This is a genomic window from Streptococcus sp. oral taxon 071 str. 73H25AP, assembly GCF_000146755.1.
GTDB classification, from domain to species: Bacteria; Bacillota; Bacilli; order Lactobacillales; family Streptococcaceae; genus Streptococcus; species Streptococcus oralis_T.
In genome coordinates this window covers 944,151-965,655 of record NZ_GL397254.1, presented here as the reverse complement: position 1 = coordinate 965,655, position 21,505 = coordinate 944,151, and the positions used below count along the sequence as shown (strand labels likewise).

The window sequence follows — 21,505 nt, the reverse complement described above, 5'->3', positions numbered from 1 at the left end:
TATTTTCCTCTGGTCTCTTCTTTCTTTTACTGATTTTCTTGAAATAAAATGGTATAATGAGTAGTATGGAAAACAAAAAATTGCGTATTAATATGCTAAGTTCAAGTGAAAAGGTGGCTGGTCAAGGAGTGTCAGGAGCCTACCGTGAATTGGTGAGTCTACTTCATCGTGATGCCAAAGATCAGTTGATTGTTACGGAGAATCTTCCTGTAGAGGCAGATGTAACCCACTTTCACACCATTGATTTCCCTTATTATTTATCCACATTTCAAAAGAAACGCTCTGGGAGAAAAGTTGGCTATGTGCATTTCTTACCTGAGACACTCGAGGGGAGTTTGAAAATTCCATTTTTCTTAAAAGGAATTGTCAAACGCTATGTTTTTTCCTTTTACAATCGGATGGAACACTTGGTGGTAGTTAATCCCATGTTTATCGAGGATCTAGTTGCTGCGGGTATTCCACGAGAAAAAATAACTTATATTCCCAATTTTGTAAATAAAGAAAAATGGCATCCATTACCAGCTAAACAAGTTGCACAACTTCGTGAAGAAATGGATCTTGCAAAAGATCAGTTTGTCGTGGTTGGTGCGGGTCAGGTTCAGAAACGAAAAGGGATAGATGACTTTATCCGTCTTGCTGAAGAATTGCCAGAAATTACCTTTATCTGGGCTGGTGGTTTTTCATTTGGTGGAATAACAGATGGTTATGAACGCTATAAGAAGATTATGGATAATCCACCTAAAAATCTAATTTTCCCAGGTATTGTGTCACCGGAGAGGATGCGGGAACTGTATGCTTTAGCTGATTTGTTCTTACTACCTAGTTATAATGAACTATTCCCTATGACCATCTTAGAGGCAGCTAGTTGCGAGGCTCCTATAATGTTAAGGGATTTAGACCTGTATAAGGTCATTCTTGAGGGAGATTATCGTGCTACAAGTGATGTCTCTGAGATGAGAGAAGCAATCCTAGAATATAAAGAAAATCCTGCAGCATTAAAAGAATTGAAAGAAAAAGCTAAAAGGATATCCAAGCAGTATTCAGAAGAGCGTTTACTGGGAATCTGGTTAAAATTTTATCGGGAACAGGCTGCTCTAGGTAAAAAGTGAGGTAATCTATGCGAATTGGTTTATTTACAGACACCTATTTTCCTCAGGTTTCCGGGGTTGCGACCAGTATTCGAACCTTGAAGACAGAGCTTGAGAAGCAAGGCCATGCAGTTTTTATCTTTACAACAACAGATAAAGATGTGAACCGCTACGAGGATTGGCAAATCATTCGAATTCCGAGTGTCCCTTTCTTTGCATTTAAAGATCGACGATTTGCCTATCGAGGTTTTACAAAGGCACTTGAAATCGCCAAGCAGTATCAACTCGATATCATTCACACCCAGACAGAATTTTCACTTGGATTATTAGGGATTTGGATTGCACGAGAATTGAGAATTCCTGTTATCCATACTTACCATACCCAGTACGAAGACTATGTGCATTATATTGCTAAGGGGATGTTGATTCGTCCAAGTATGGTAAAATATCTGGTACGTGGTTTCCTTCGTGATGTAGATGGAGTAATCTGTCCTAGCGAGATTGTCCGGGACCTTTTATCTAAATACAAAGTGAAGGTTGAAAAACGTGTCATTCCAACCGGAATTGAGCTAGCTAAGTTTGAACAACCTGAGATTAAAGAGGAAAACTTGCAAGAACTTCGTTCGAAGTTAGGTATTCAGGAAGACGAGAAAATGCTACTAAGCCTTTCGCGTATTTCTTACGAGAAGAATATCCAAGCAGTTCTAGATGCTTTTGCTGAAGTATTGAAAGAAGAAGATAAAGTAAAGCTGGTCGTTGCTGGAGATGGTCCTTATCTGGACAGTCTGAAAGAGCAAGCAGTGAACTTAAACCTGCAAAAACATGTGATTTTTACAGGGATGATTGCTCCAAGTGAGACAGCTTTATACTATAAGGCTGCAGATTTCTTCATCTCTGCCTCTACTAGTGAAACCCAAGGATTAACTTATCTAGAGAGTTTAGCCAGTGGAACACCCGTCATTGCTCATGGCAATCCTTATCTTGATAACCTGATCAGTGACAAAATGTTTGGAACCCTCTACTATGGAGAACAGGAGTTAGCAGGGGCCATCCTTGAAGCCTTAATCGCTACTCCGGATATATCTGAACAAAAGTTGGCGGATAAGTTGTACGAAATTTCGGCTGAAAACTTTGGAAAACGAGTACATGAGTTTTATCTTGATGCCATTATCTCAAATAACTTTGAACATGAATTACATGATGGAAAACCTGTCAGTCAGCGCTTCTTGAAAACGATTTTATATCTACCCCAACAGGCTGTTACAAGTCCAGTAAAAGAGTCTAAGCGTATTTTGCGGGCTTCTCGGAAGCAATTATCCAGCATCAGAGATTATTGGAAAGATGAATTCAAATAATAGAATAAGAGGAAAATATTATGAAAAAATTAATGCGAAGTGGAAAAAATCAAATAATTGGTGGAGTCTGTGCAGGAGTTGCCCATTATTTTGATATTGACCCAACAATTGTTCGTGTTGTTTGGGGTGTTCTTGCATTTTGTTATGGAGCAGGAATCCTTGCTTACATCATTTTATGGGTGGTTGCACCAGTTTCGACAGACTATTAAACTAGAATTATAAAGTGAAAAGGAGAAGTTATGGCTTTTGGAGATAATGGGAAACGTAAAAAAACATTGTTTGAGAAAGTGACGCTTGTTGTCGTGCTCATCATGTTGTTTGTAACCCTTGCTGGTATCTTTGCGACAGCGCTTGGAGCATTTAGCAGATTCTAAGCAAGCTGCGAGGATAGAAACAATAACTAATGACTGGGTTTTCCCCAGCCTTTTTAAAGTGAGAAGAAATATGAGTATGTTTTTAGATACAGCCAAGATCAAGGTCAAGGCTGGTAATGGTGGCGATGGCATGGTTGCCTTTCGCCGTGAAAAATATGTCCCGAATGGCGGTCCTTGGGGTGGTGATGGTGGACGTGGAGGTAACGTTGTTTTCGTAGTAGACGAAGGCTTGCGTACCTTGATGGATTTCCGCTATAACCGTCATTTCAAGGCTGATTCTGGTGAAAAAGGAATGACCAAAGGGATGCATGGACGTGGTGCAGAAGACCTTCGTGTTCGTGTGCCACAGGGAACTACTGTACGTGATGCAGAAACAGGTAAAGTCATTACAGACTTGATTGCACATGGTCAAGAATTTATCGTGGCTCATGGCGGTCGAGGTGGTCGTGGGAATATCCGTTTTGCAACACCAAAAAATCCTGCGCCTGAAATCTCTGAGAATGGAGAACCAGGTCAAGAACGTGAGTTGCAACTGGAATTGAAAATCTTAGCAGATGTTGGTCTAGTCGGTTTCCCATCTGTCGGCAAGTCAACTTTGCTCAGTGTCATTACTTCAGCTAAACCCAAAATCGGTGCTTACCACTTTACGACGATTGTCCCTAATTTGGGTATGGTTCGTACACAGTCAGGTGAATCTTTTGCAGTAGCTGACCTTCCAGGTTTGATTGAAGGGGCTAGTCAAGGTGTTGGCCTTGGAACCCAGTTTCTCCGTCATATCGAACGTACACGAGTTATCCTCCATGTCATCGATATGTCAGCTAGCGAAGGACGTGATCCTTACGAGGATTACCTTGCTATCAATAAAGAATTGGAATCCTACAACCTTCGTCTCATGGAACGTCCGCAGATCATCGTAGCCAATAAAATGGATATGCCTGAAAGTCAGGAAAATCTTAAAACCTTCAAGGAAAAATTGGCAGCAAATTACGACGAGTTTGAGGAACTTCCAGCCATCTTCCCTATTTCTGGATTGACCAAGCAAGGTTTGGCAACTCTTTTGGATGCGACAGCTGAATTGTTAGACAAGACTCCAGAATTCCCAATCTATGATGAGTCTGATATGGAAGAAGAGGCGTACTACGGTTTTGACGAGGAAGAAAAAGCCTTTGAGATTAGTCGTGATGATGATGCGACATGGGTACTTTCTGGTGAAAAACTCATGAAACTCTTTAACATGACCAACTTTGACCGTGACGAATCAGTTATGAAATTTGCCCGCCAGCTTCGTGGTATGGGGGTTGATGAAGCCCTTCGTGCGCGTGGAGCCAAAGATGGTGATTTGGTTCGCATCGGTAAATTTGAGTTTGAATTTGTAGACTAGGAGATTGATATGGGAGATAAACCGATATCATTCCGAGATGCAGATGGAAATTTTGTTTCTGCAGCAGATGTATGGAATGAAAAGAAACTAGAAGAATTGTTTAATCGTCTCAACCCTAAACGTGCCCTTCGATTAGCACGTACAAAGAAAGAAGAAACACAGTCCAAGAAATAAAAAATTCCCGTGATTTTTTGATCACGGGATTTGTGTTATTCACCAAAGAAAAATGGTGGTGCATATTTTTTAAGACTTTCAAAACAAGCTTGCGCTTTTGTAGCATCCTCACAGATAATCATGCAGACATCATCTCCACAAAGCGTTGCAATGACATCTGGAAAGTCCAAGGAATCAATTACAGATCCAAATGATTGAGCTAAACCGGGTAAGGTTTTCAAAATAACTTGGTGTTGGACAGGACGCAACATAACAAGAGCATCTTCCATATAATTTTCAAGACGTTTTTCCCACTTGGAGATAGAGCCTGTATTTAACACGTAGTAAGAATGATCTTCTTCGCGTACTTTTGAAAGGTTCATGGTTTTGATATCGCGTGATAAGGTAGCCTGTGTAACTTGGATATCGTTTTCGGCTAACAAGGCTTGCAATTCCGCTTGGGTATGGATTTTATTTTTTGAAACGAGGGCACGAATAAGTTGGTGTCTGTGTTCAGATTTGTTCATAAGTGTTAATAGCTCCTTTTATGAGGGAATAGTGATAGTAGATTGTGCTAAATCAACAGTCAAGTGATAGTCTGTATTATCTCGAATTGTAATCTCAAAGTCTGTTGTGTAGAGCACTAAGCGGAGAATGTCTCCTTCCTTAAGTTTGTAAATAGTTGGTTGAAGCTCTAGCTTGAAGTCCATCCATTCATTTGGTTGGATTTCTTCGATTGTCAAGAGATCATCTCGGTTTTGAAGATTGAGGTAGCCTTTAGTGATGACACGTTGAGCACTTGGATTGAATGGCAGTTCACAGAGATTTTCTAACATGTGGTAACGACCATTGTCAATTGTTCGGACTGATTGAACTGCTGGATAGGGTTGAAGGTACTTCTGTTGTCCTAGTTGGAGGAGTTGAGCAGATAATAAGCCCTTGTTTGTACTTGATTTGACACGAAGTTTCAGCTCCACTCGCCCATTTAAGTGAATGTCTTGACTTACTGGAAGGTCAATGGTGATTTGATTGGCTTTTCCTTGGTAAAGTTCTGTGTTGAAGGTTTGGTAAGTCTTGCCATAACGCTCAAAATCTTTTTGATCATACTGGTTTTGAATTACTTTTTCTTCAGTTCCAAGTGGGAAAGTATGCAGTTTATTCTGTTTGCCAAAGTCATCAAGGCTCTGCCATGTTTGCGGTGCAGTATTGTCCTGCCAGATGACAGTAGGGAGTTGATAGCATGAGTCAGGTCCTAACAATTTCTTACTTAACAAGGCATTCATGGATTCGCGGAAGTCAATTGACTGCCAATTGTTCATATAGACATGGGCACCATGATGGAAAAAGAGGTGCTTATTGATATGAGTTGGAAGAGCATGAAACATCTGGTAAACATGAAGAGGTTTGACGTTCCAATCTTGAGAACCATGCGTAAAGACGACCTCAGCTTGAACCTTATGAGCATTGAGCAGATAGTTGCGGTTATGCCAAAACTGATTGTAGTCACCAGTCTTGCGATCTAATTGTTCTTTTACCTTCTCTAAGTCTGCCTGATGAGCTCCATTACCACGAATATAATCACCAGCTAGGAGATTACGGGAGTAGGTCAATTCAGCAAGTGAGTCAAAATCCTCACCTGGATAACCACCTGGGCTAGTCACCAAACCATTTTCCCGATAGTAGTTGTACCATGAGGAAATACCTGCCTCTGCGATGATCACTTCTAAGCCATCAACACCAGTGGTCGCAAGTCCATTGGACATGGTCCCTAGATAGGAAATTCCTGTTGTTGCGACTTTGCCGTTTGACCAGTCAGCCTTGACTTGCCGTTTGCGTGTGTGATCCGTGAAAGCACGGCAACGACCATTAAGCCAGTCAATCACGTTTTTATATGCTTCAATTTGATGGTAGTCCCCATTAGTCATGAGACCTTGGGAATCCCTGGTACCAACACCCGATACATAGAGATTGGCAAATCCTCGTGGGAGGAAGTAGTCGTTGAGGGTGTATGAGCTATTGATATGAGCTAACTTTTCTTCAGCTTCAGAGACGAGTTCAGCTTGGCCGAGAGGCTCGACTAAATTCAGCTTAGGCTCCTCAAGCTCAATGGTGTGGGCAGGTTTGACCTCAAGTTCTCCTTCCATTTTGTAGAGAGCTTTATCGCTAGCTTTGACGTTGGTCCCTTGGTGATAAGGGCTGGCAGTCATAACTGAAGGAATCTGTCCATCATAACGCGGGCGAATAATGCTGACCTTGACTAAGTCAGGGAGACTGTCTTTATCAGTATCCACACGACTCTCGACATACACAACTTCACGAATGACATCATGAGTAGAGAAGGTTGCCAAGCTCTTACCGTTAAAGTAGTGGTAGTGATTGTCTTCTGAAATGAGTCCGTCACTAACAAGTTGGTCGATGAGCGTATTTCCTTTTTTAGTTCGTGTATTGAGCAATTGATAAAGATTTTCGATGAGATCTCCATAAACAATAGGAAATCCAGTTTCTTTACGGAATTGTTCGGCGTCCTCAAAGTCAACAAGATAGTTAAACCCTAAAAGTTGAAAAACTACCGTGTAGAAAACATCAGCAGTTAAATCACGCTCTGATTGGAAAAAAGTTAATAGATCTGTTTCGTTATCCGCAGCCAAAGTGGATAAGGCATAATCCGTGTTAGAATAAGTTAAAAAACTCCAACGGATGAAGTCTTCAAATTGCTTTTTTAAGGGCAGTTGAGGTGACAATTCCAGACCAAGACTTGCTAGTTCATCTAATTGTTGAGAACTAGTGGTCGAAAGATAGCTAAATTGATTAAAACGCATGGTTCTCTCCTTTGAAAACAGACTGAATTTATTATATCAAAAAATAAGGAAAAATGGAATAAATAAACTTTAATGCAAGAAATTTCGTGAAGCGGAATACCTATTTAGTAAGTTATTATAAAATGATGAATAAATACTATAATAAAAAGCCCTTTCTTAGAATTTTTTATATGTGAAATTGCATATAGAGTCTGACTTTATTATACTTTACTTAGTATAAAAATGTCTAAAATGATATTCAAATCCATCTTATAATATTAAAAATTAAAGGGAAGAAAGACGGAGAGGTTGTAAATGCTGATGTTGAAAAGAAAGCATCCGAGTTGCTTCAATATCCAACTTAAAATGGTATAATAGTAGTAAAACGAAAGCAAGGAGGAGAAGAAATGATTGCACAGCTTGACACCAAGACTGTTTATAGTTTTATGGAAAGTGTGATTTCGATTGAAAAATATGTACAAACGGCTAAAGAGTATGGCTATTCTCACCTTGCTATCATGGATGTGGATAATCTCTATGGGGCTTATCATTTTTTAGAAGTGACTCGAAAATATGGAATCCAACCTTTAATTGGTCTTGAAATGACCTTGATCAAAGATGAGGAGAATATTTCTCTTCGTTTTCTAGCCCTATCCACTAAAGGTTACCAAGAGTTGATGAAGTTATCCACTTTAAAAATGACTGGACGGAAAAATTGGTCTGACTTCACCTCCCACCTCGAAGATGTGGCCATTATTGTTCCCTATTTTAATGGGGTCGAACAACTGGATTTGGGGCATGATTATTTTATCGGTGTCAGTCCAGATACTCCTCAAGAAGTCTTTACCAGACTGATTCTTCCACTCTATCAAGTCAACTCTTTTGAAAAAGAAGATATACAAGTTTTGCAAATCTTGTCGGCAGTCAAGGACAATGTCAGTCTTAGGGAAGTGGATGTGCATTCACAACAAGGGATTTTTTTACCTGCCTCAGATTTAGAAGCTCGGTTTAAAAATCGCTTCTCTCAGGCACTTGCCAATCTTCAAGGTTTGATAGAGAATGTAAGTTATCAAATCGACCCAAGTTTAAAACTTCCTCGCTTTAATCCTGAAAGACCAGCGGTGGAAGAACTTCGAGAGAGGGCTGAGCAAGGGTTGAGTGACAAGGGGCTAACATCAGCTATCTATCATGAGCGACTGAATGAGGAATTAGCTGTGATTCATGATATGGGCTTTGATGACTATTTCCTTGTAGTTTGGGATTTGCTCCGTTTTGGACGTTCCCAAGGATATTACATGGGAATGGGACGTGGTTCTGCTGTGGGTAGCTTAGTGGCTTACTCGCTTGATATCACAGGAATTGACCCGGTTGAAAAGAACCTGATTTTCGAACGCTTTTTAAATCGTGAGCGCTATACCATGCCCGATATCGATATCGACATCCCTGACCTCTATAGACCAGAGTTCATTCGTTATGTTCGTGATCGCTATGGCAGTCAACACGTGGCACAAATTGTCACTTATTCGACCTTTGGAGCAAAACAAGCGATTCGTGATGTTTTCAAACGCTATGGCGTTCCAGAGTACGAATTAACAAATATTACGAAAAAAATCAGTTTCCGAGATACGCTAACGACGGCCTATGAAAAGAATTTGCAATTTAGACAGGTCATCAATAGCAAGATTGAATACCAAAAAGCTTTTGAGATTGCTCGAAAGATTGAAGGATATCCTCGTCAGACCTCTATCCATGCGGCAGGAGTCGTCATGAGTGACCAAGATTTGACGGACTATATTCCACTCAAATACGGTGAGGATATGCTAATCACCCAATATGATGCACATGCAGTTGAAGCAAATGGCCTTCTAAAAATGGATTTCCTAGGTCTGCGTAACTTAACTTTTGTCCAAAAAATGCAGGAATTACTGGCTGAGTCAGAAGGTGTTCATTTGAAAATCGAAGAGATTGATTTGGAAGATAAAGCAACCCTGGCCCTCTTTGCTGCTGGAAATACAAAGGGGATTTTCCAATTTGAACAACCTGGTGCCATTCGACTCTTGAAACGAGTTCAGCCACAAGTCTTCGAAGAGGTAGTAGCCACAACCTCCCTCAATAGACCAGGAGCAAGTGATTATATCGATAATTTTGTGGCTCGTAAGCACGGCAAAGAAAAGGTGACGGTGTTGGACCCAGCCCTGGAGGATATTCTCTCATCAACTTATGGTATCATGCTCTATCAAGAACAGGTCATGCAGGTTGCTCAGCGATTTGGAGGCTTCAGTCTTGGTAAAGCTGACATTCTCAGACGAGCCATGGGTAAGAAAAATGCTAAAGAGATGCATTTAATGAAGGAAGATTTTATCACAGGAGCTATGAAACTTGGGCATACAGAAGAAAAAGCCAACCAAGTTTTTGCAGTGATGGAAAAGTTTGCGGGCTACGGATTTAACAGATCCCACGCCTATGCCTACTCAGCGCTGGCTTTCCAGCTAGCTTATTTCAAGACGCACTATCCTGCTATTTTCTTTCAAGTCATGTTGAATTATTCAAGCAGTGATTACATTGTGGATGCATTGCAGATGGGCTTTGAAGTAGCCCCGTTAGCAATCAATAGCATTCCCTATCACGATAAAATTGCTCAGAAGAAAATATATCTTGGTCTAAAAGCCATTAAGGGCATGCCAAGAGATTTTTCTTACTGGATCATCGAAAATCGTCCTTTTTCAAGTGTGGAAGATTTCGTCACGCGTCTCCCCAAGAATTACAAGAAACTTTCGCTTTTGACACCTTTGGTTGAACTAGGGCTTTTTGATGAATTTGACAAGAATCGCCAGAAAATCTTAGTAAACCTACCAAACTTATTTGTCTTTGTTGAGGAGTTGGGAGGTCTCTTTGCGGATACAACCTATAGTTGGACTGAGGCTGATGATTTTACAGAGGCGGAGAAATTTTATAAGGAGCAGGAATTGATTGGGGTAGGTATCAGTGCCCATCCTCTCCAAACTCTTGCCAAACAAGCCCTATATCCGACGACCCCGATCGCTAATCTAACCGAGGGGGCTCAAGCCACTCTTCTAGTTGAAGTGCAAAAACTAAAGGTGATTCGAACCAAGAAGGGCGAGAGCATGGCCTTTCTACAGGTTCATGATAGTAAGTCTCGGATGGATGTAACTGTATTTTCAGACCAATATAGAAAATTCGCTTCCATTTTATCCGAAGGAAAATTTTACTATATCAATGGAAGGGTTCAATCCCGAGATGGTCGTCTGCAAATGATTGCACAAGATTTGAAAGAAGCAGTGGCGGAACGATTCTGGATCCAAGTTAAAAATCATGAATACGATAAAGAGATTTCAAATATCCTAGAACAATACAAAGGCCCAATTCCTGTGATTATCAGGTATGAAGAGGAGCAAAAAACAGTTGTTTCTACACGGCATTTTGTAAAAAAAGAGCTTGCCTTACAGGAGAAATTAAAGGAAATCACCATGAAAACGATTTATCGCTAAAAATACAAAAAATAGAAGAATTTTCGATTTAAATGTGGTATAATCAGTAAGAATGTTAAAAGGAAAAGGAGCAAAAACCAAATGAAACGTATTGCTGTTTTGACCAGTGGTGGAGATGCCCCTGGTATGAATGCTGCCATCCGTGCAGTAGTTCGCCAAGCAATCTCAGAAGGAATGGAAGTTTTTGGTATCTATGATGGGTATGCAGGTATGGTTGCCGGCGAAATTTATCCACTTGATGCTGCTTCAGTAGGAGACATCATTTCCCGTGGTGGTACTTTCCTTCACTCTGCTCGTTACCCTGAGTTTGCACAACTTGAAGGCCAACTTAAAGGGATTGAGCAGTTGAAAAAACACGGTATCGAAGGTGTCGTTGTTATCGGTGGTGACGGTTCTTATCACGGAGCTATGCGCTTGACTGAGCATGGATTCCCTGCTATCGGACTTCCAGGTACAATTGATAACGATATCGTAGGTACTGACTTCACAATCGGATTTGATACTGCAGTTACTACTGCAATGGATGCAATCGATAAGATTCGTGATACATCATCAAGTCACCGTCGTACTTTCGTTGTTGAAGTAATGGGACGTAATGCTGGTGATATCGCACTTTGGGCAGGTATTGCAACTGGTGCTGACGAAATCATCATCCCTGAAGAAGGCTTCAAGATGGAAGATATCGTTGCAAGCATCAAAGCTGGGTATGAATGTGGTAAGAAACACAACATCATCGTTTTGGCTGAGGGGGTTATGTCTGCCGATGAATTCGGTAAGAAACTCAAGGAAGCAGGAGATACTAGTGACCTTCGTGTGACTGAGCTTGGACATATCCAACGTGGTGGTTCACCAACCGCTCGTGACCGTGTATTAGCGTCACGTATGGGAGCACACGCTGTTAAACTTCTCAAACAAGGAATCGGTGGTGTCGCTGTTGGTATCCGTAACGAAAAAATGGTTGAAAACCCGATTCTTGGAACAGCAGAAGAAGGAGCCTTGTTCAGCCTAACTGCTGATGGCAAAATCGTTGTTAACAACCCTCACAAAGCTGACCTTGGACTAGCTAGCTTGAACAAGAGCTTGTCATAATCAACTTTAACTAATCTGGTAAAATGACCATAAAAGGTCAAATTATATAAAGGAGTCACAAATCATGAATAAACGTGTAAAAATCGTTGCAACTTTGGGTCCTGCGGTTGAAATCCGTGGTGGAAAGAAATTCGGTGATGACGGATACTGGGGTGAAAAACTTGACGTTGAAGCTTCAGCAAAAAACATTGCTAAATTGATTGAAGCGGGAGCTAACACTTTCCGTTTCAACTTCTCACACGGTGACCACCAAGAACAAGGTGAACGTATGGCAACTGTTAAACTTGCAGAAAAACTTGCAGGTAAAAAAGTTGGTTTCCTTCTTGATACTAAAGGACCAGAAATCCGTACTGAGTTGTTCGAAGGTGAAGCTAAAGAGTACTCATACAAAACTGGTGAAAAAATCCGTGTTGCAACTAAACAAGGAATCAAATCAACTCGCGATGTGATTGCTTTAAACGTTGCTGGTGCTCTTGACATCTATGATGACGTTGAGATTGGAAAACAAGTGCTTGTTGATGACGGAAAACTTGGTCTTCGCGTAATTGGTAAGGATGACTCAACTCGTGAATTTGAAGTAGAAGTTGAAAATGACGGCATCATTGCTAAGCAAAAAGGTGTAAACATCCCGAATACTAAGATTCCTTTCCCAGCACTTGCTGAGCGTGACAACGCTGACATCCGCTTTGGTCTTGAACAAGGTATTAACTTCATCGCGATTTCATTCGTCCGTACTGCAAAAGACGTAAACGAAGTTCGTGCAATCTGTGAAGAAACTGGTAATGGTCACGTTCAATTGTTCGCTAAAATCGAAAACCAACAAGGTATCGACAACTTGGATGAAATCATTGAAGCTGCTGACGGTATCATGATCGCCCGTGGTGACATGGGTATCGAAGTACCATTCGAAATGGTTCCAGTTTACCAAAAAATGATCATCACAAAAGTAAATGCAGCTGGTAAAGTCTCTATCACAGCAACAAACATGCTTGAAACCATGACTGAAAAACCACGTGCAACGCGCTCAGAAGTATCAGACGTGTTTAACGCTGTTATCGATGGAACCGATGCTACAATGCTTTCAGGTGAGTCTGCAAATGGTAAATATCCACTTGAGTCAGTTACTACGATGGCAACTATTGACAAAAATGCTCAAACTCTTTTAAAAGAATACGGTCGCTTGTCATCTGTTAACTTGCCACGTAATTCTAAGACTGAGGTTATGGCTTCAGCTGTTAAGGATGCGACAAATTCTATGAATATCAAGTTGGTGGTTACTCTTACTAAGACAGGTCACACTGCTCGTTTGATTTCTAAATACCGTCCAGATGCTGATATCTTGGCAATCACTTTCGATGAATTGACTCAGCGTGGTTTGATGCTTAACTGGGGAGTTATTCCAGTAACAACTGATCGCCCATCAAACACTGATGATATGTTTGATCTCGCTGAAAGAATTGCAGTTGAGCAAGGTTTGGTAGAATCTGGTGATGATATTGTTATCGTTGCAGGTGTACCACTTGGCGAAGCTGTTCGTACAAACACAATGCGCATCCGCACTGTACGCTAATCTAACATTACAAAGCCTATCATATCAAGCTGTTCAGCTTGAATGATAGGTTTTTTTATCGAAATGGAATGATTAATCAATAGGAATGGGAAAAAATTGAAAATTGTGGTATAATAGAATGAAAAGACCTTTTTAGTAAATTTTGAAAGAGTAAAACATGAGAAAAATTGTCATCAATGGTGGACGTCCATTGCAAGGTGAGATCACCATTAGTGGTGCTAAAAATAGTGTTGTAGCACTTATTCCAGCTATTATCTTATCAGATGATATTGTCACTTTAGATTGTGTTCCAGATATTTCAGACGTTGCTAGTCTTGTCGAAATCATGGAGATTATGGGGGCAACTGTTAAGCGTTATGACGATGTCTTGGAGATTGATCCAAGAGGCGTTCAAAACATTCCTATGCCTTATGGTAAGATTAATAGCTTGCGTGCTTCTTATTATTTCTACGGAAGTCTTTTAGGTCGCTTTGGTGAAGCTACAGTTGGACTTCCTGGTGGATGTGATCTGGGGCCTCGTCCGATTGACCTTCACTTAAAAGCCTTTGAAGCCATGGGTGCTAAGGTCAGCTATGAGGGAGATAATATGAATTTATCTGCCCAAGGTAAGGGACTTCACGGAGCAAGTATTTACATGGATACCGTCAGCGTTGGAGCAACGATTAACACCATGATTGCTGCGGTTAAAGCTAAGGGACGCACTGTCATTGAAAATGCGGCTCGTGAACCAGAAATTATCGATGTTGCTACCCTTTTGAACAACATGGGGGCCCATATTCGTGGTGCAGGGACTGATATTATCATTATTGATGGTGTCGAGAAACTTCATGGAACGCGTCACCAAGTCATTCCAGACCGTATCGAAGCTGGAACCTATATTTCACTTGCTGCAGCGGTAGGAAAGGGAATTCGTATTAATAACGTTCTCTATGAACACTTAGAAGGGTTTATCGCCAAACTAGAGGAAATGGGCGTTCATATGACGGTCTCAGAAGACAGTATCTTCGTTGAAGAACAGTCTGATTTGAAGGCCATCAATATCAAAACAGCTCCTTATCCTGGATTTGCAACCGATTTGCAACAGCCTATAACTCCGCTATTGCTGACTGCTCAAGGTCGTGGAATCATTATTGATACGATCTATGAAAAACGTGTTAACCATGTTTTTGAATTAGCAAAAATGGATGCGGATATTACGACTACGAATGATCATATTATCTACAACGGTGGTCGTAGATTGCACGGGGCAAGCGTAAAAGCTACAGACTTGCGAGCTGGTGCAGCGCTTGTTATTGCTGGTTTGATGGCTGAAGGTAAAACTGAAATTACAAATATTGAGTTTATCTTGCGAGGCTACTCAGATATTATTGAGAAATTGCGTAGTCTTGGAGCGGATATTACACTCATTGAAGACTAAACCGTTGAGGTGATTATGAATATTTGGACCAAATTAGCAATGTTTTCTTTTTTTGAAACGGAGCGCTTGTATTTGCGTCCTTTCTTTTTTAGTGACAGTCAAGCGTTTTTCGAGATTGCTTCCAATCCTGAAAATTTGCAGTTTATTTTTCCCAGTCAAGCAAGTTTAGAAGAAAGTCAATACGCGCTTGCCAACTATTTTATGAAGGCTCCTCTAGGTGTTTGGGCTATTTGTCTCCAAGGAAATCAGGAAATGATTGGCTCCATTAAATTTGAAAAGATTGATGAAATCAAAAAAGAAGCAGAAATTGGTTATTTCTTAAAAAAGGATTCTTGGTCACAAGGTTATATGACAGAAGTAGTTACCAAGCTTTGTCAGCTTTCCTTTGAAGAATTTGGTTTAAAACAATTATCCATCATCACTCATCTGGAGAATCAAGCTAGTCAAAAAGTAGCCTTGAAATCAGGCTTTAGTCTCTTCCGACAGTTTAAGGGGAGCGACCGCTATACACGAAAAATGAGGGACTATCTTGAATTTCGATATATAAAAGGAGAATTCAATGAGTAAACACCAGGAAATTTTGTCCTATCTGGAAGAGTTGCCAATTGGGAAAAGAGTTAGTGTTCGCAGTATCTCTAATCACCTAGGTGTTAGTGATGGAACCGCCTACCGAGCTATCAAAGAAGCTGAAAATCGTGGCATCGTTGAAACTCGGCCACGTAGTGGAACCATACGAGTTAAACCAAAGAAAGTGGCTATTGAACGGCTAACCTATGCTGAAATCGCTGAAGTCACCTCCTCTGAGGTTTTAGCCGGTCAGGAAGGGCTGGAGAGAGAGTTTAGCAAATTTTCCATTGGGGCCATGACAGAGCAGAATATCCGATCCTATCTCCATGATGGTGGTCTTGTGATCGTAGGTGACCGTACTCGTATTCAACTTCTAGCCTTGGAAAATGAAAATGCGGTCCTCGTGACAGGTGGTTTTCATGTTCAGGATGATGTTCTTGAGTTGGCCAATAAAAAAGGGATTCCAGTTCTAAGAAGTAAAGATGACACTTTTACAGTAGCGACCATGATTAACAAAGCTCTCTCAAACGTTCAAATCAAAACCGATATTCTGACAGTTGAAAAGCTCTATCGTCCCAGTCATGAGTATGGTTTTTTGAGAGAAACCGATACAGTCAAAGACTATCTAGACTTGGTTCGTAAGAACAGAAGTAGCCGTTTTCCAGTTGTTAACCAACACCAAGTGGTTGTTGGGGTTGTTACTATGCGTGACGCAGGAGACAAGTCTCCCAGCACGACGATTGACAAGGTGATGACGCGCAGCATCTTCGTAACAGGATTGGCGACCAATATTGCCAATGTCAGTCAACGAATGATTGCAGAAGACTTTGAGATGGTTCCGGTAGTTAGAAGCAACCAAACCCTACTCGGTGTCGTAACACGACGAGATGTCATGGAAAAGATGAGCCGTTCCCAAGTTTCTGCTTTGCCGACTTTCTCAGAGCAAATTGGGCAAAAACTCTCTTATCATCATGATGAAGTCGTCATAACTGTTGAGCCCTTCATGTTGGAGAAAAATGGAGTCCTTGCTAATGGAGTCTTGGCTGAAATCCTCAACCATATGACCCAAGACCTCGTTGTCAATAGCGGACGTAATCTCATCATTGAACAGATGTTGATTTATTTCTTGCAGGCTGTGCAGATAGATGATACTCTGCGGATTCAGGCTCGGATTATTCACCACACGAGACGCTCAGCTATTATTGATTATGATATTTATCATGGGCATCAAATTGTTTCAAAAGCAAATGTTACAGTTAAAATTAATTAGAATCTAGGAGAAAAAATGATAACTTTAAAATCAGCACGTGAAATCGAAGCCATGGACAAGGCTGGTGATTTCCTAGCAAGTATCCATATTGGCTTACGTGATTTGATTAAGCCAGGCGTGGATATGTGGGAAGTTGAAGAGTACGTTCGTCGACGTTGTAAAGAGGAGAATTTCCTTCCTTTACAGATTGGTGTGGATGGTGCTGTCATGGATTACCCCTATGCCACTTGTTGCTCTCTCAATGAGGAAGTAGCTCACGCTTTTCCACGTCATTACATCTTGAAAGATGGCGATTTGCTCAAGGTTGACATGGTACTGGGTGGTCCGATTGCCAAATCTGACCTCAATGTATCTAAACTCAACTTCAACAATGTTGAACAAATGAAAAAATACACCCAAAGTTATACTGGTGGTTTAGCTGACTCATGTTGGGCTTATGCGGTTGGTACACCGTCTGAAGAAGTGAAAAACCTTATGGACGTAACCAAGGAAGCTATGTATGTAGGAATTGAGCAAGCAGTTGTCGGCAATCGTATCGGTGATATCGGTGCAGCCATTCAAGAATACGCTGAAAGTCGCGGTTACGGTGTCGTACGTGATTTGGTTGGACACGGTGTTGGTCCCACTATGCATGAAGAGCCAATGGTTCCTAACTATGGTATTGCAGGCCGTGGACTCCGTCTCCGTGAAGGAATGGTACTAACCATTGAACCCATGATCAATACTGGTGACTGGGAAATCGATACAGATATGAAGACTGGCTGGGCTCATAAGACTATAGATGGTGGACTGTCTTGCCAGTATGAACACCAGTTCGTGATTACCAAAGACGGTCCAGTTATCTTGACTAGTCAAGGTGAAGAAGGAACGTATTAGAATGATAAAAGGGAGCTTAGCTCCTTTTTTTGTACCTAGTCGAGATAAAAAGGATAAGCGTAGCAGACTTCTTACAATTTTTTTCTTTTATAGTAAAATAAGATTAGAATTTTGAGAAAGTAGGTAATTCGTTGGAGTCGATTATATTTCTAGTATCCGTTTTTTTAGCAGGTATTCTGTCCTTCTTTTCACCCTGCATCTTTCCTTTGCTACCTGTCTATGCTGGTATTTTACTGGATGATCAGGGAAATTCGAAAAGTTTTCGCTTTTTTGGAAGAGACGTTGCCTGGTCAGGCTTAATTCGGACCTTGTGCTTTATTGCAGGAATCTCCCTAATTTTCTTTATTTTAGGATTTGGAGCTGGATTCCTAGGGCACATGCTCTATGCAGCCTGGTTTCGTTATGCTATGGGAATAGTCATTATTCTTTTAGGGCTTCACCAGATGGAAATCTTGCATTTCAATAAACTGGAAGTTCAAAAGACAGTCACCTTCAAACAATCTAAGTCTAATCACTATCTATCAGCCTTTTTACTTGGGATAACCTTTAGTTTTGGTTGGACCCCTTGTATCGGACCGGTCTTAAGTTCAGTCTTGGCCCTAGCAGCTTCAGGTGGCAATGGTGCTTGGCAAGGAGCCGTGTTAACATTAGTATACACATTGGGAATGGCCCTTCCTTTCATTCTTTTGGCCTTGGCTTCGGGCTGGATTATGCCCTATTTTAGTAAATTAAAACCCCATATGATTCTACTAAAGAAAATCGGGGGAGCTTTGATTATTTTGATGGGATTATTATTAATGCTAGGGCAGTTAAATGCCTTGTCAGGAATTCTTGGATAAAAGGAGAAAAAATGAAAAAAGTTATTTTTGCTGGATTGAGCCTCATGTCTCTATTCTTGTTGATTGCCTGTGGTGAAAAAGAAACCAAACAGACAAGCAGTCCAAAACAACCCGCTGTACAACAAATCGCAGTCGGTAAGGATGCACCAGACTTCACCTTGCAGTCTATGGATGGCAAAGAAGTGAAGTTATCAGACTATAAAGGGAAAAAAGTTTATTTGAAATTCTGGGCTTCTTGGTGTGGACCATGTAAAAAAAGCATGCCTGAGTTGATGGAATTAGCTGCCAAACAAGATCGAGACTTTGAAATCTTGAGTGTCATTGCACCTGGTCTACAAGGTGAAAAAACAGTTCAAGACTTTCCAAAATGGTTTCAAGAGCAAGGGTATAAGGATATACCAGTCTTGTATGATACCCAAGCAACTGCCTTTCAAGCCTACCAAATTCGTAGTATTCCAACGGAATACTTGATTGACAGTCAAGGTAAAATTGGGAAAATTCAGTTCGGTGCTATTAGCAATGCAGATGCAGAAGCGGCTTTTAAAGAAATGAAATAAAGAAAAAATCGCGATTCTTCGCGATTTTTTTATAGCTTCTCATTGATAAAGCGGATAAAACGATTCCACCAAACCTTTAAAAAGAAGGCTTTTTCTACTTTCTTTTCAGCGACCATTTCAAAAGATGGTTTTTCAGAAGTGAGATAACCTTGACCGACCAAATCCTGATCGTCATAGGTTAGAGTACCGACAACCTTGCCTTCTTCCAGTGGGGCTATTTCTGATTTTGGTGTGAATTGAAGAGCTGATGTTGTTTCACTTCCAACTCGTTGGACGATTGCAATATCTGACTTAGCAATTGCAGCTACCTTATCTTCTTTCCCATCAAGGACTGTCACTTTACTATCTTTATAGGTTTCGCCTTTCTGAACGACAGTTTTTAAAGCAAAGTTCGCAGAAACATAATCTAAAAGTGAAGAAGTTGCAGTAAAACGTGCATAAGGGTTGCTATCTTGCTGGTCTGCATTTAAAACAACCGTAATGATACGCATCCCTTTCTCAACAGTTGTTCCAACGAAAGAAGCACCGGCTTTGTCGGTAGTACCTGTTTTCAAACCGTCGACACCACCACGATAGGCTGGCATTCCTTCCAACATATAGTTGGTTGAGTGGATTTCAAGTCCTGCAAAGGTAGAAGTTGGCTTTTTGGTGATTTCCAAAACTTGAGGATAATCTCGGATGAGATTACGAGCGACGATTGCAACGTCGTAGGCACTCAACTTGTTTTCATCATCTTTTTTAGAACCGGGATAGATATTATCACCAAGGGTCTCATTATTTAAACCAGTTGTATTTACAATAGTTGCATCTTGAATTCCCCATTCAAGAAGTTTAGCCCTCATTTTATCAACGAAATCTTTCTCAGAACCAGCAATTTTTTCTGCTAGCGCAATCGCAGCACTGTTTGCACTGGATACCATTGTAGCCTCTAATAATTGTTCAACAGTATAATTTCGAGCTTCCATAGGGACGTTACTCGCCTCAGAATTGGTCGTAAGTTTGTAAGGATAGTCCGAAATATCAACAGGTGTAGATAGGCTGATAGTTCCTTGTTCCAGAGCTTCATAGACCAAATAAACTGTAACCAGTTTGGTAATAGAAGCAATTTCTACAGGCTGATTTGCATCTTTTTCGTAGAGGATTTTTCCAGTTGTAGCCTCGACAGCAATGGCATGTTTAGCAGCAACATCAAACTCCTGAGCAGAAACAGTAGAAACTGTTCCAAAAACAAAAAGTGTTATAAAAGATAGAATTATTTTTTTCATATTAGCTTTATTTTATCATAAAGAAAAAAAATATTCTCGATTTTATACTAAAGCCATCTTATCTTTTGAAGAAATATGATAAAATAAATAGAGGAGGATGCCTATGTTCCGTAGAAACAAATTATTTTTTTGGACAGCTGAAATTTTATTATTAACACTGATTTTCTATCTTTGGAGAGAGATGGGAGCGATTATTACTCCTTTCGTGACGGTTGTGAATACCATCATGATTCCATTTTTGTTAGGTGGATTTTTTTACTACATTACCAATCCAATCGTTACCTTTTTGGAAAAGAGATGTAAGATTAATCGTCTAATTGGTGTCTTGGTCACTCTCTGTGCTTTAATTGGTGCTATCGTTGTAGGCGTTGTTTATCTCTTACCGATTCTGATTAATCAGTTGACAAGCTTGATTATTTCTAGTCAAAACATCTATAGTAGACTACAAGATTTGATCATTGATTTGTCCATGAATCCAGTCTTCCAAAATATTGATATTCAACAAACCATTCAACAACTTAATCTCTCCTATGTGGATATCCTACAGAATATTCTGAATAGCGTCAGCAACAGTTTAGGAAGCGTCCTTTCAGCCTTGTTTAGTACAGTTCTGATTCTCATTATGACCCCCGTCTTCTTGATTTATTTCTTGTTAGATGGACGTAAGTTGCTGCCTATGTTGGAACGAACTGTCTTAAAACATGACAAATTAAATCTCTCTAGCCTCTTAACCAATCTCAATGCAACTATAGCGCGCTACATCAGTGGAATTGCAATTGATGCCGTTATTATCGGATGTTTAGCCTATATTGGTTATAGCGTTATCGGCTTAAAGTACGCTCTTGTTTTTGCTATTTTCTCTGGAATCGCAAATTTGATTCCTTATGTTGGTCCAAGTATAGGCTTGATTCCGATGGTGATTGCCAATGTGTTCACGGATCCTCATCGTATGTTGATTGCGGTTGCTTATATGCTTATTATTCAACAGATTGATGGAAATGTTCTCTATCCACGTATCGTTGGAGGGGTTATGAAAGTACACCCGATTACGATTTTGGTACTCCTCTTACTGTCAAGTAATATCTACGGCGTCATAGGGATGATTGTAGCAGTGCCAACCTATTCTATTCTCAAAGAAATCACTAAGTTCTTGGCGAAATTATATGAAAATCATAAGGAAGCTAAAGAACTGGAAAAATCAGAATCTATTTAGAATCAGGGGAACCTGATTTTTTTGTGAGCATAATACCGCTAGAATGAAATAAGCTTGAATTGTATAAAGAAGCAGAAGAACAGCACTTTGTAAGATTCAGATTAATTCATAAAATATGGGTAAAACACTTGCAATTTAGCAGAAATTTGATAAAATAGTAAGGAAAGTTAGACTGTATTGCCTA

At 40.4% G+C, this 21,505-nt stretch carries 19 protein-coding genes; 16 read left to right on the top strand and 3 right to left on the bottom strand.

The genetic code is table 11. The features are described from left to right. The first annotated feature begins 56 nt into the window (after positions 1-56). The 6 genes from HMPREF9189_RS06940 (at position 57) to HMPREF9189_RS06915 (ending at position 4,372) form a co-directional block, all read left to right on the top strand. Positions 57-1,109, top strand: coding sequence for a glycosyltransferase family 4 protein (locus HMPREF9189_RS06940; RefSeq protein ID WP_176601959.1), 1,053 nt, complete (start codon positions 57-59; stop codon positions 1,107-1,109). Between the two features lie 8 nt (positions 1,110-1,117). Further along, positions 1,118-2,443, top strand: coding sequence for a glycosyltransferase family 4 protein (locus HMPREF9189_RS06935; protein WP_001219465.1), 1,326 nt, complete (start codon positions 1,118-1,120; stop codon positions 2,441-2,443). 20 nt (positions 2,444-2,463) lie between these two features. Further along, the gene (locus HMPREF9189_RS06930; RefSeq protein WP_000735791.1) at positions 2,464-2,652 is read left to right on the top strand and encodes a PspC domain-containing protein; all 189 of its coding nucleotides are present in this window, start codon (positions 2,464-2,466) and stop codon (positions 2,650-2,652) included. Positions 2,653-2,682: 30 nt separating this feature from the next. Further along, on the top strand, positions 2,683-2,817 hold the full coding sequence (locus HMPREF9189_RS06925; RefSeq protein WP_000863851.1) for a DUF4044 domain-containing protein: 135 nt from the start codon (positions 2,683-2,685) through the stop codon (positions 2,815-2,817). A gap of 70 nt (positions 2,818-2,887) precedes the next feature. Then, positions 2,888-4,198, top strand: coding sequence for a GTPase ObgE (obgE, locus tag HMPREF9189_RS06920; RefSeq protein WP_033584114.1), 1,311 nt, complete (start codon positions 2,888-2,890; stop codon positions 4,196-4,198). 9 nt (positions 4,199-4,207) lie between these two features. Then, positions 4,208-4,372, top strand: a complete 165-nt coding sequence (locus tag HMPREF9189_RS06915) for a hypothetical protein (RefSeq protein ID WP_000502578.1) — start codon at positions 4,208-4,210, stop codon at positions 4,370-4,372. A 35-nt stretch (positions 4,373-4,407) separates the two neighbouring features. Here HMPREF9189_RS06915 and HMPREF9189_RS06910 read toward each other — a convergent pair whose 3' ends face one another. Beyond that, the gene (locus HMPREF9189_RS06910) at positions 4,408-4,878 is read right to left on the bottom strand and encodes an arginine repressor (RefSeq protein WP_001043015.1); all 471 of its coding nucleotides are present in this window, start codon (positions 4,876-4,878) and stop codon (positions 4,408-4,410) included. An 18-nt stretch (positions 4,879-4,896) separates the two neighbouring features. Next, positions 4,897-7,170, bottom strand: a complete 2,274-nt coding sequence (locus HMPREF9189_RS06905) for a Xaa-Pro dipeptidyl-peptidase (RefSeq protein ID WP_001212014.1) — start codon at positions 7,168-7,170, stop codon at positions 4,897-4,899. Positions 7,171-7,556: 386 nt separating this feature from the next. Here HMPREF9189_RS06905 and HMPREF9189_RS06900 point away from each other — a divergent pair, with 386 nt between their 5' ends. From HMPREF9189_RS06900 to sdbB, 9 genes are all read left to right on the top strand, one after another. Next, entirely contained in the window at positions 7,557-10,658 is a 3,102-nt protein-coding gene (locus HMPREF9189_RS06900; RefSeq protein WP_000561501.1) for a DNA polymerase III subunit alpha, read from the top strand. Between the two features lie 81 nt (positions 10,659-10,739). Further along, entirely contained in the window at positions 10,740-11,747 is a 1,008-nt protein-coding gene (pfkA, locus tag HMPREF9189_RS06895; protein WP_000820880.1) for a 6-phosphofructokinase, read from the top strand. A 64-nt stretch (positions 11,748-11,811) separates the two neighbouring features. After that, the gene (pyk, locus tag HMPREF9189_RS06890) at positions 11,812-13,317 is read left to right on the top strand and encodes a pyruvate kinase (protein WP_001042792.1); all 1,506 of its coding nucleotides are present in this window, start codon (positions 11,812-11,814) and stop codon (positions 13,315-13,317) included. 157 nt (positions 13,318-13,474) lie between these two features. Continuing rightward, complete coding sequence (locus HMPREF9189_RS06885; RefSeq protein ID WP_001227103.1) at positions 13,475-14,734, top strand: UDP-N-acetylglucosamine 1-carboxyvinyltransferase; 1,260 nt, start codon at positions 13,475-13,477, stop codon at positions 14,732-14,734. A 15-nt stretch (positions 14,735-14,749) separates the two neighbouring features. After that, on the top strand, positions 14,750-15,301 hold the full coding sequence (locus HMPREF9189_RS06880; RefSeq protein WP_001028743.1) for a GNAT family N-acetyltransferase: 552 nt from the start codon (positions 14,750-14,752) through the stop codon (positions 15,299-15,301). Continuing rightward, a complete protein-coding gene (gene spxR, locus HMPREF9189_RS06875) occupies positions 15,294-16,571 on the top strand; it encodes a CBS-HotDog domain-containing transcription factor SpxR (RefSeq protein WP_000033801.1) in 1,278 nt (425 codons plus the stop codon). The genes HMPREF9189_RS06880 and spxR overlap by 8 nt, the downstream gene beginning before the upstream one ends. A 15-nt stretch (positions 16,572-16,586) precedes the next feature. Further along, entirely contained in the window at positions 16,587-17,447 is an 861-nt protein-coding gene (locus HMPREF9189_RS06870) for a methionyl aminopeptidase (protein WP_000631562.1), read from the top strand. Positions 17,448-17,578: 131 nt separating this feature from the next. Beyond that, on the top strand, positions 17,579-18,286 hold the full coding sequence (gene ccdA2 / locus HMPREF9189_RS06865) for a thiol-disulfide oxidoreductase-associated membrane protein CcdA2 (protein ID WP_000443808.1): 708 nt from the start codon (positions 17,579-17,581) through the stop codon (positions 18,284-18,286). A gap of 11 nt (positions 18,287-18,297) precedes the next feature. Further along, positions 18,298-18,843: a thiol-disulfide oxidoreductase-associated lipoprotein SdbB gene (sdbB, locus tag HMPREF9189_RS06860; protein WP_000755589.1), complete on the top strand. Its 546-nt coding sequence runs from the start codon at positions 18,298-18,300 to the stop codon at positions 18,841-18,843. A gap of 29 nt (positions 18,844-18,872) precedes the next feature. On the opposite strand, the gene pbp3 is transcribed toward sdbB, so the two are convergent. After that, a complete protein-coding gene (gene pbp3 / locus HMPREF9189_RS06855; protein WP_000720624.1) occupies positions 18,873-20,108 on the bottom strand; it encodes a D-alanyl-D-alanine carboxypeptidase PBP3 in 1,236 nt (411 codons plus the stop codon). A gap of 103 nt (positions 20,109-20,211) precedes the next feature. On the opposite strand from pbp3, the gene HMPREF9189_RS06850 reads away from it, so the two are divergent. Then, positions 20,212-21,321 carry an AI-2E family transporter gene (locus HMPREF9189_RS06850; protein ID WP_000489824.1) on the top strand — a complete coding sequence of 370 codons (1,110 nt, stop codon included), beginning with the start codon at positions 20,212-20,214 and terminating at the stop codon, positions 21,319-21,321. Positions 21,322-21,505: the final 184 nt, after the last annotated feature.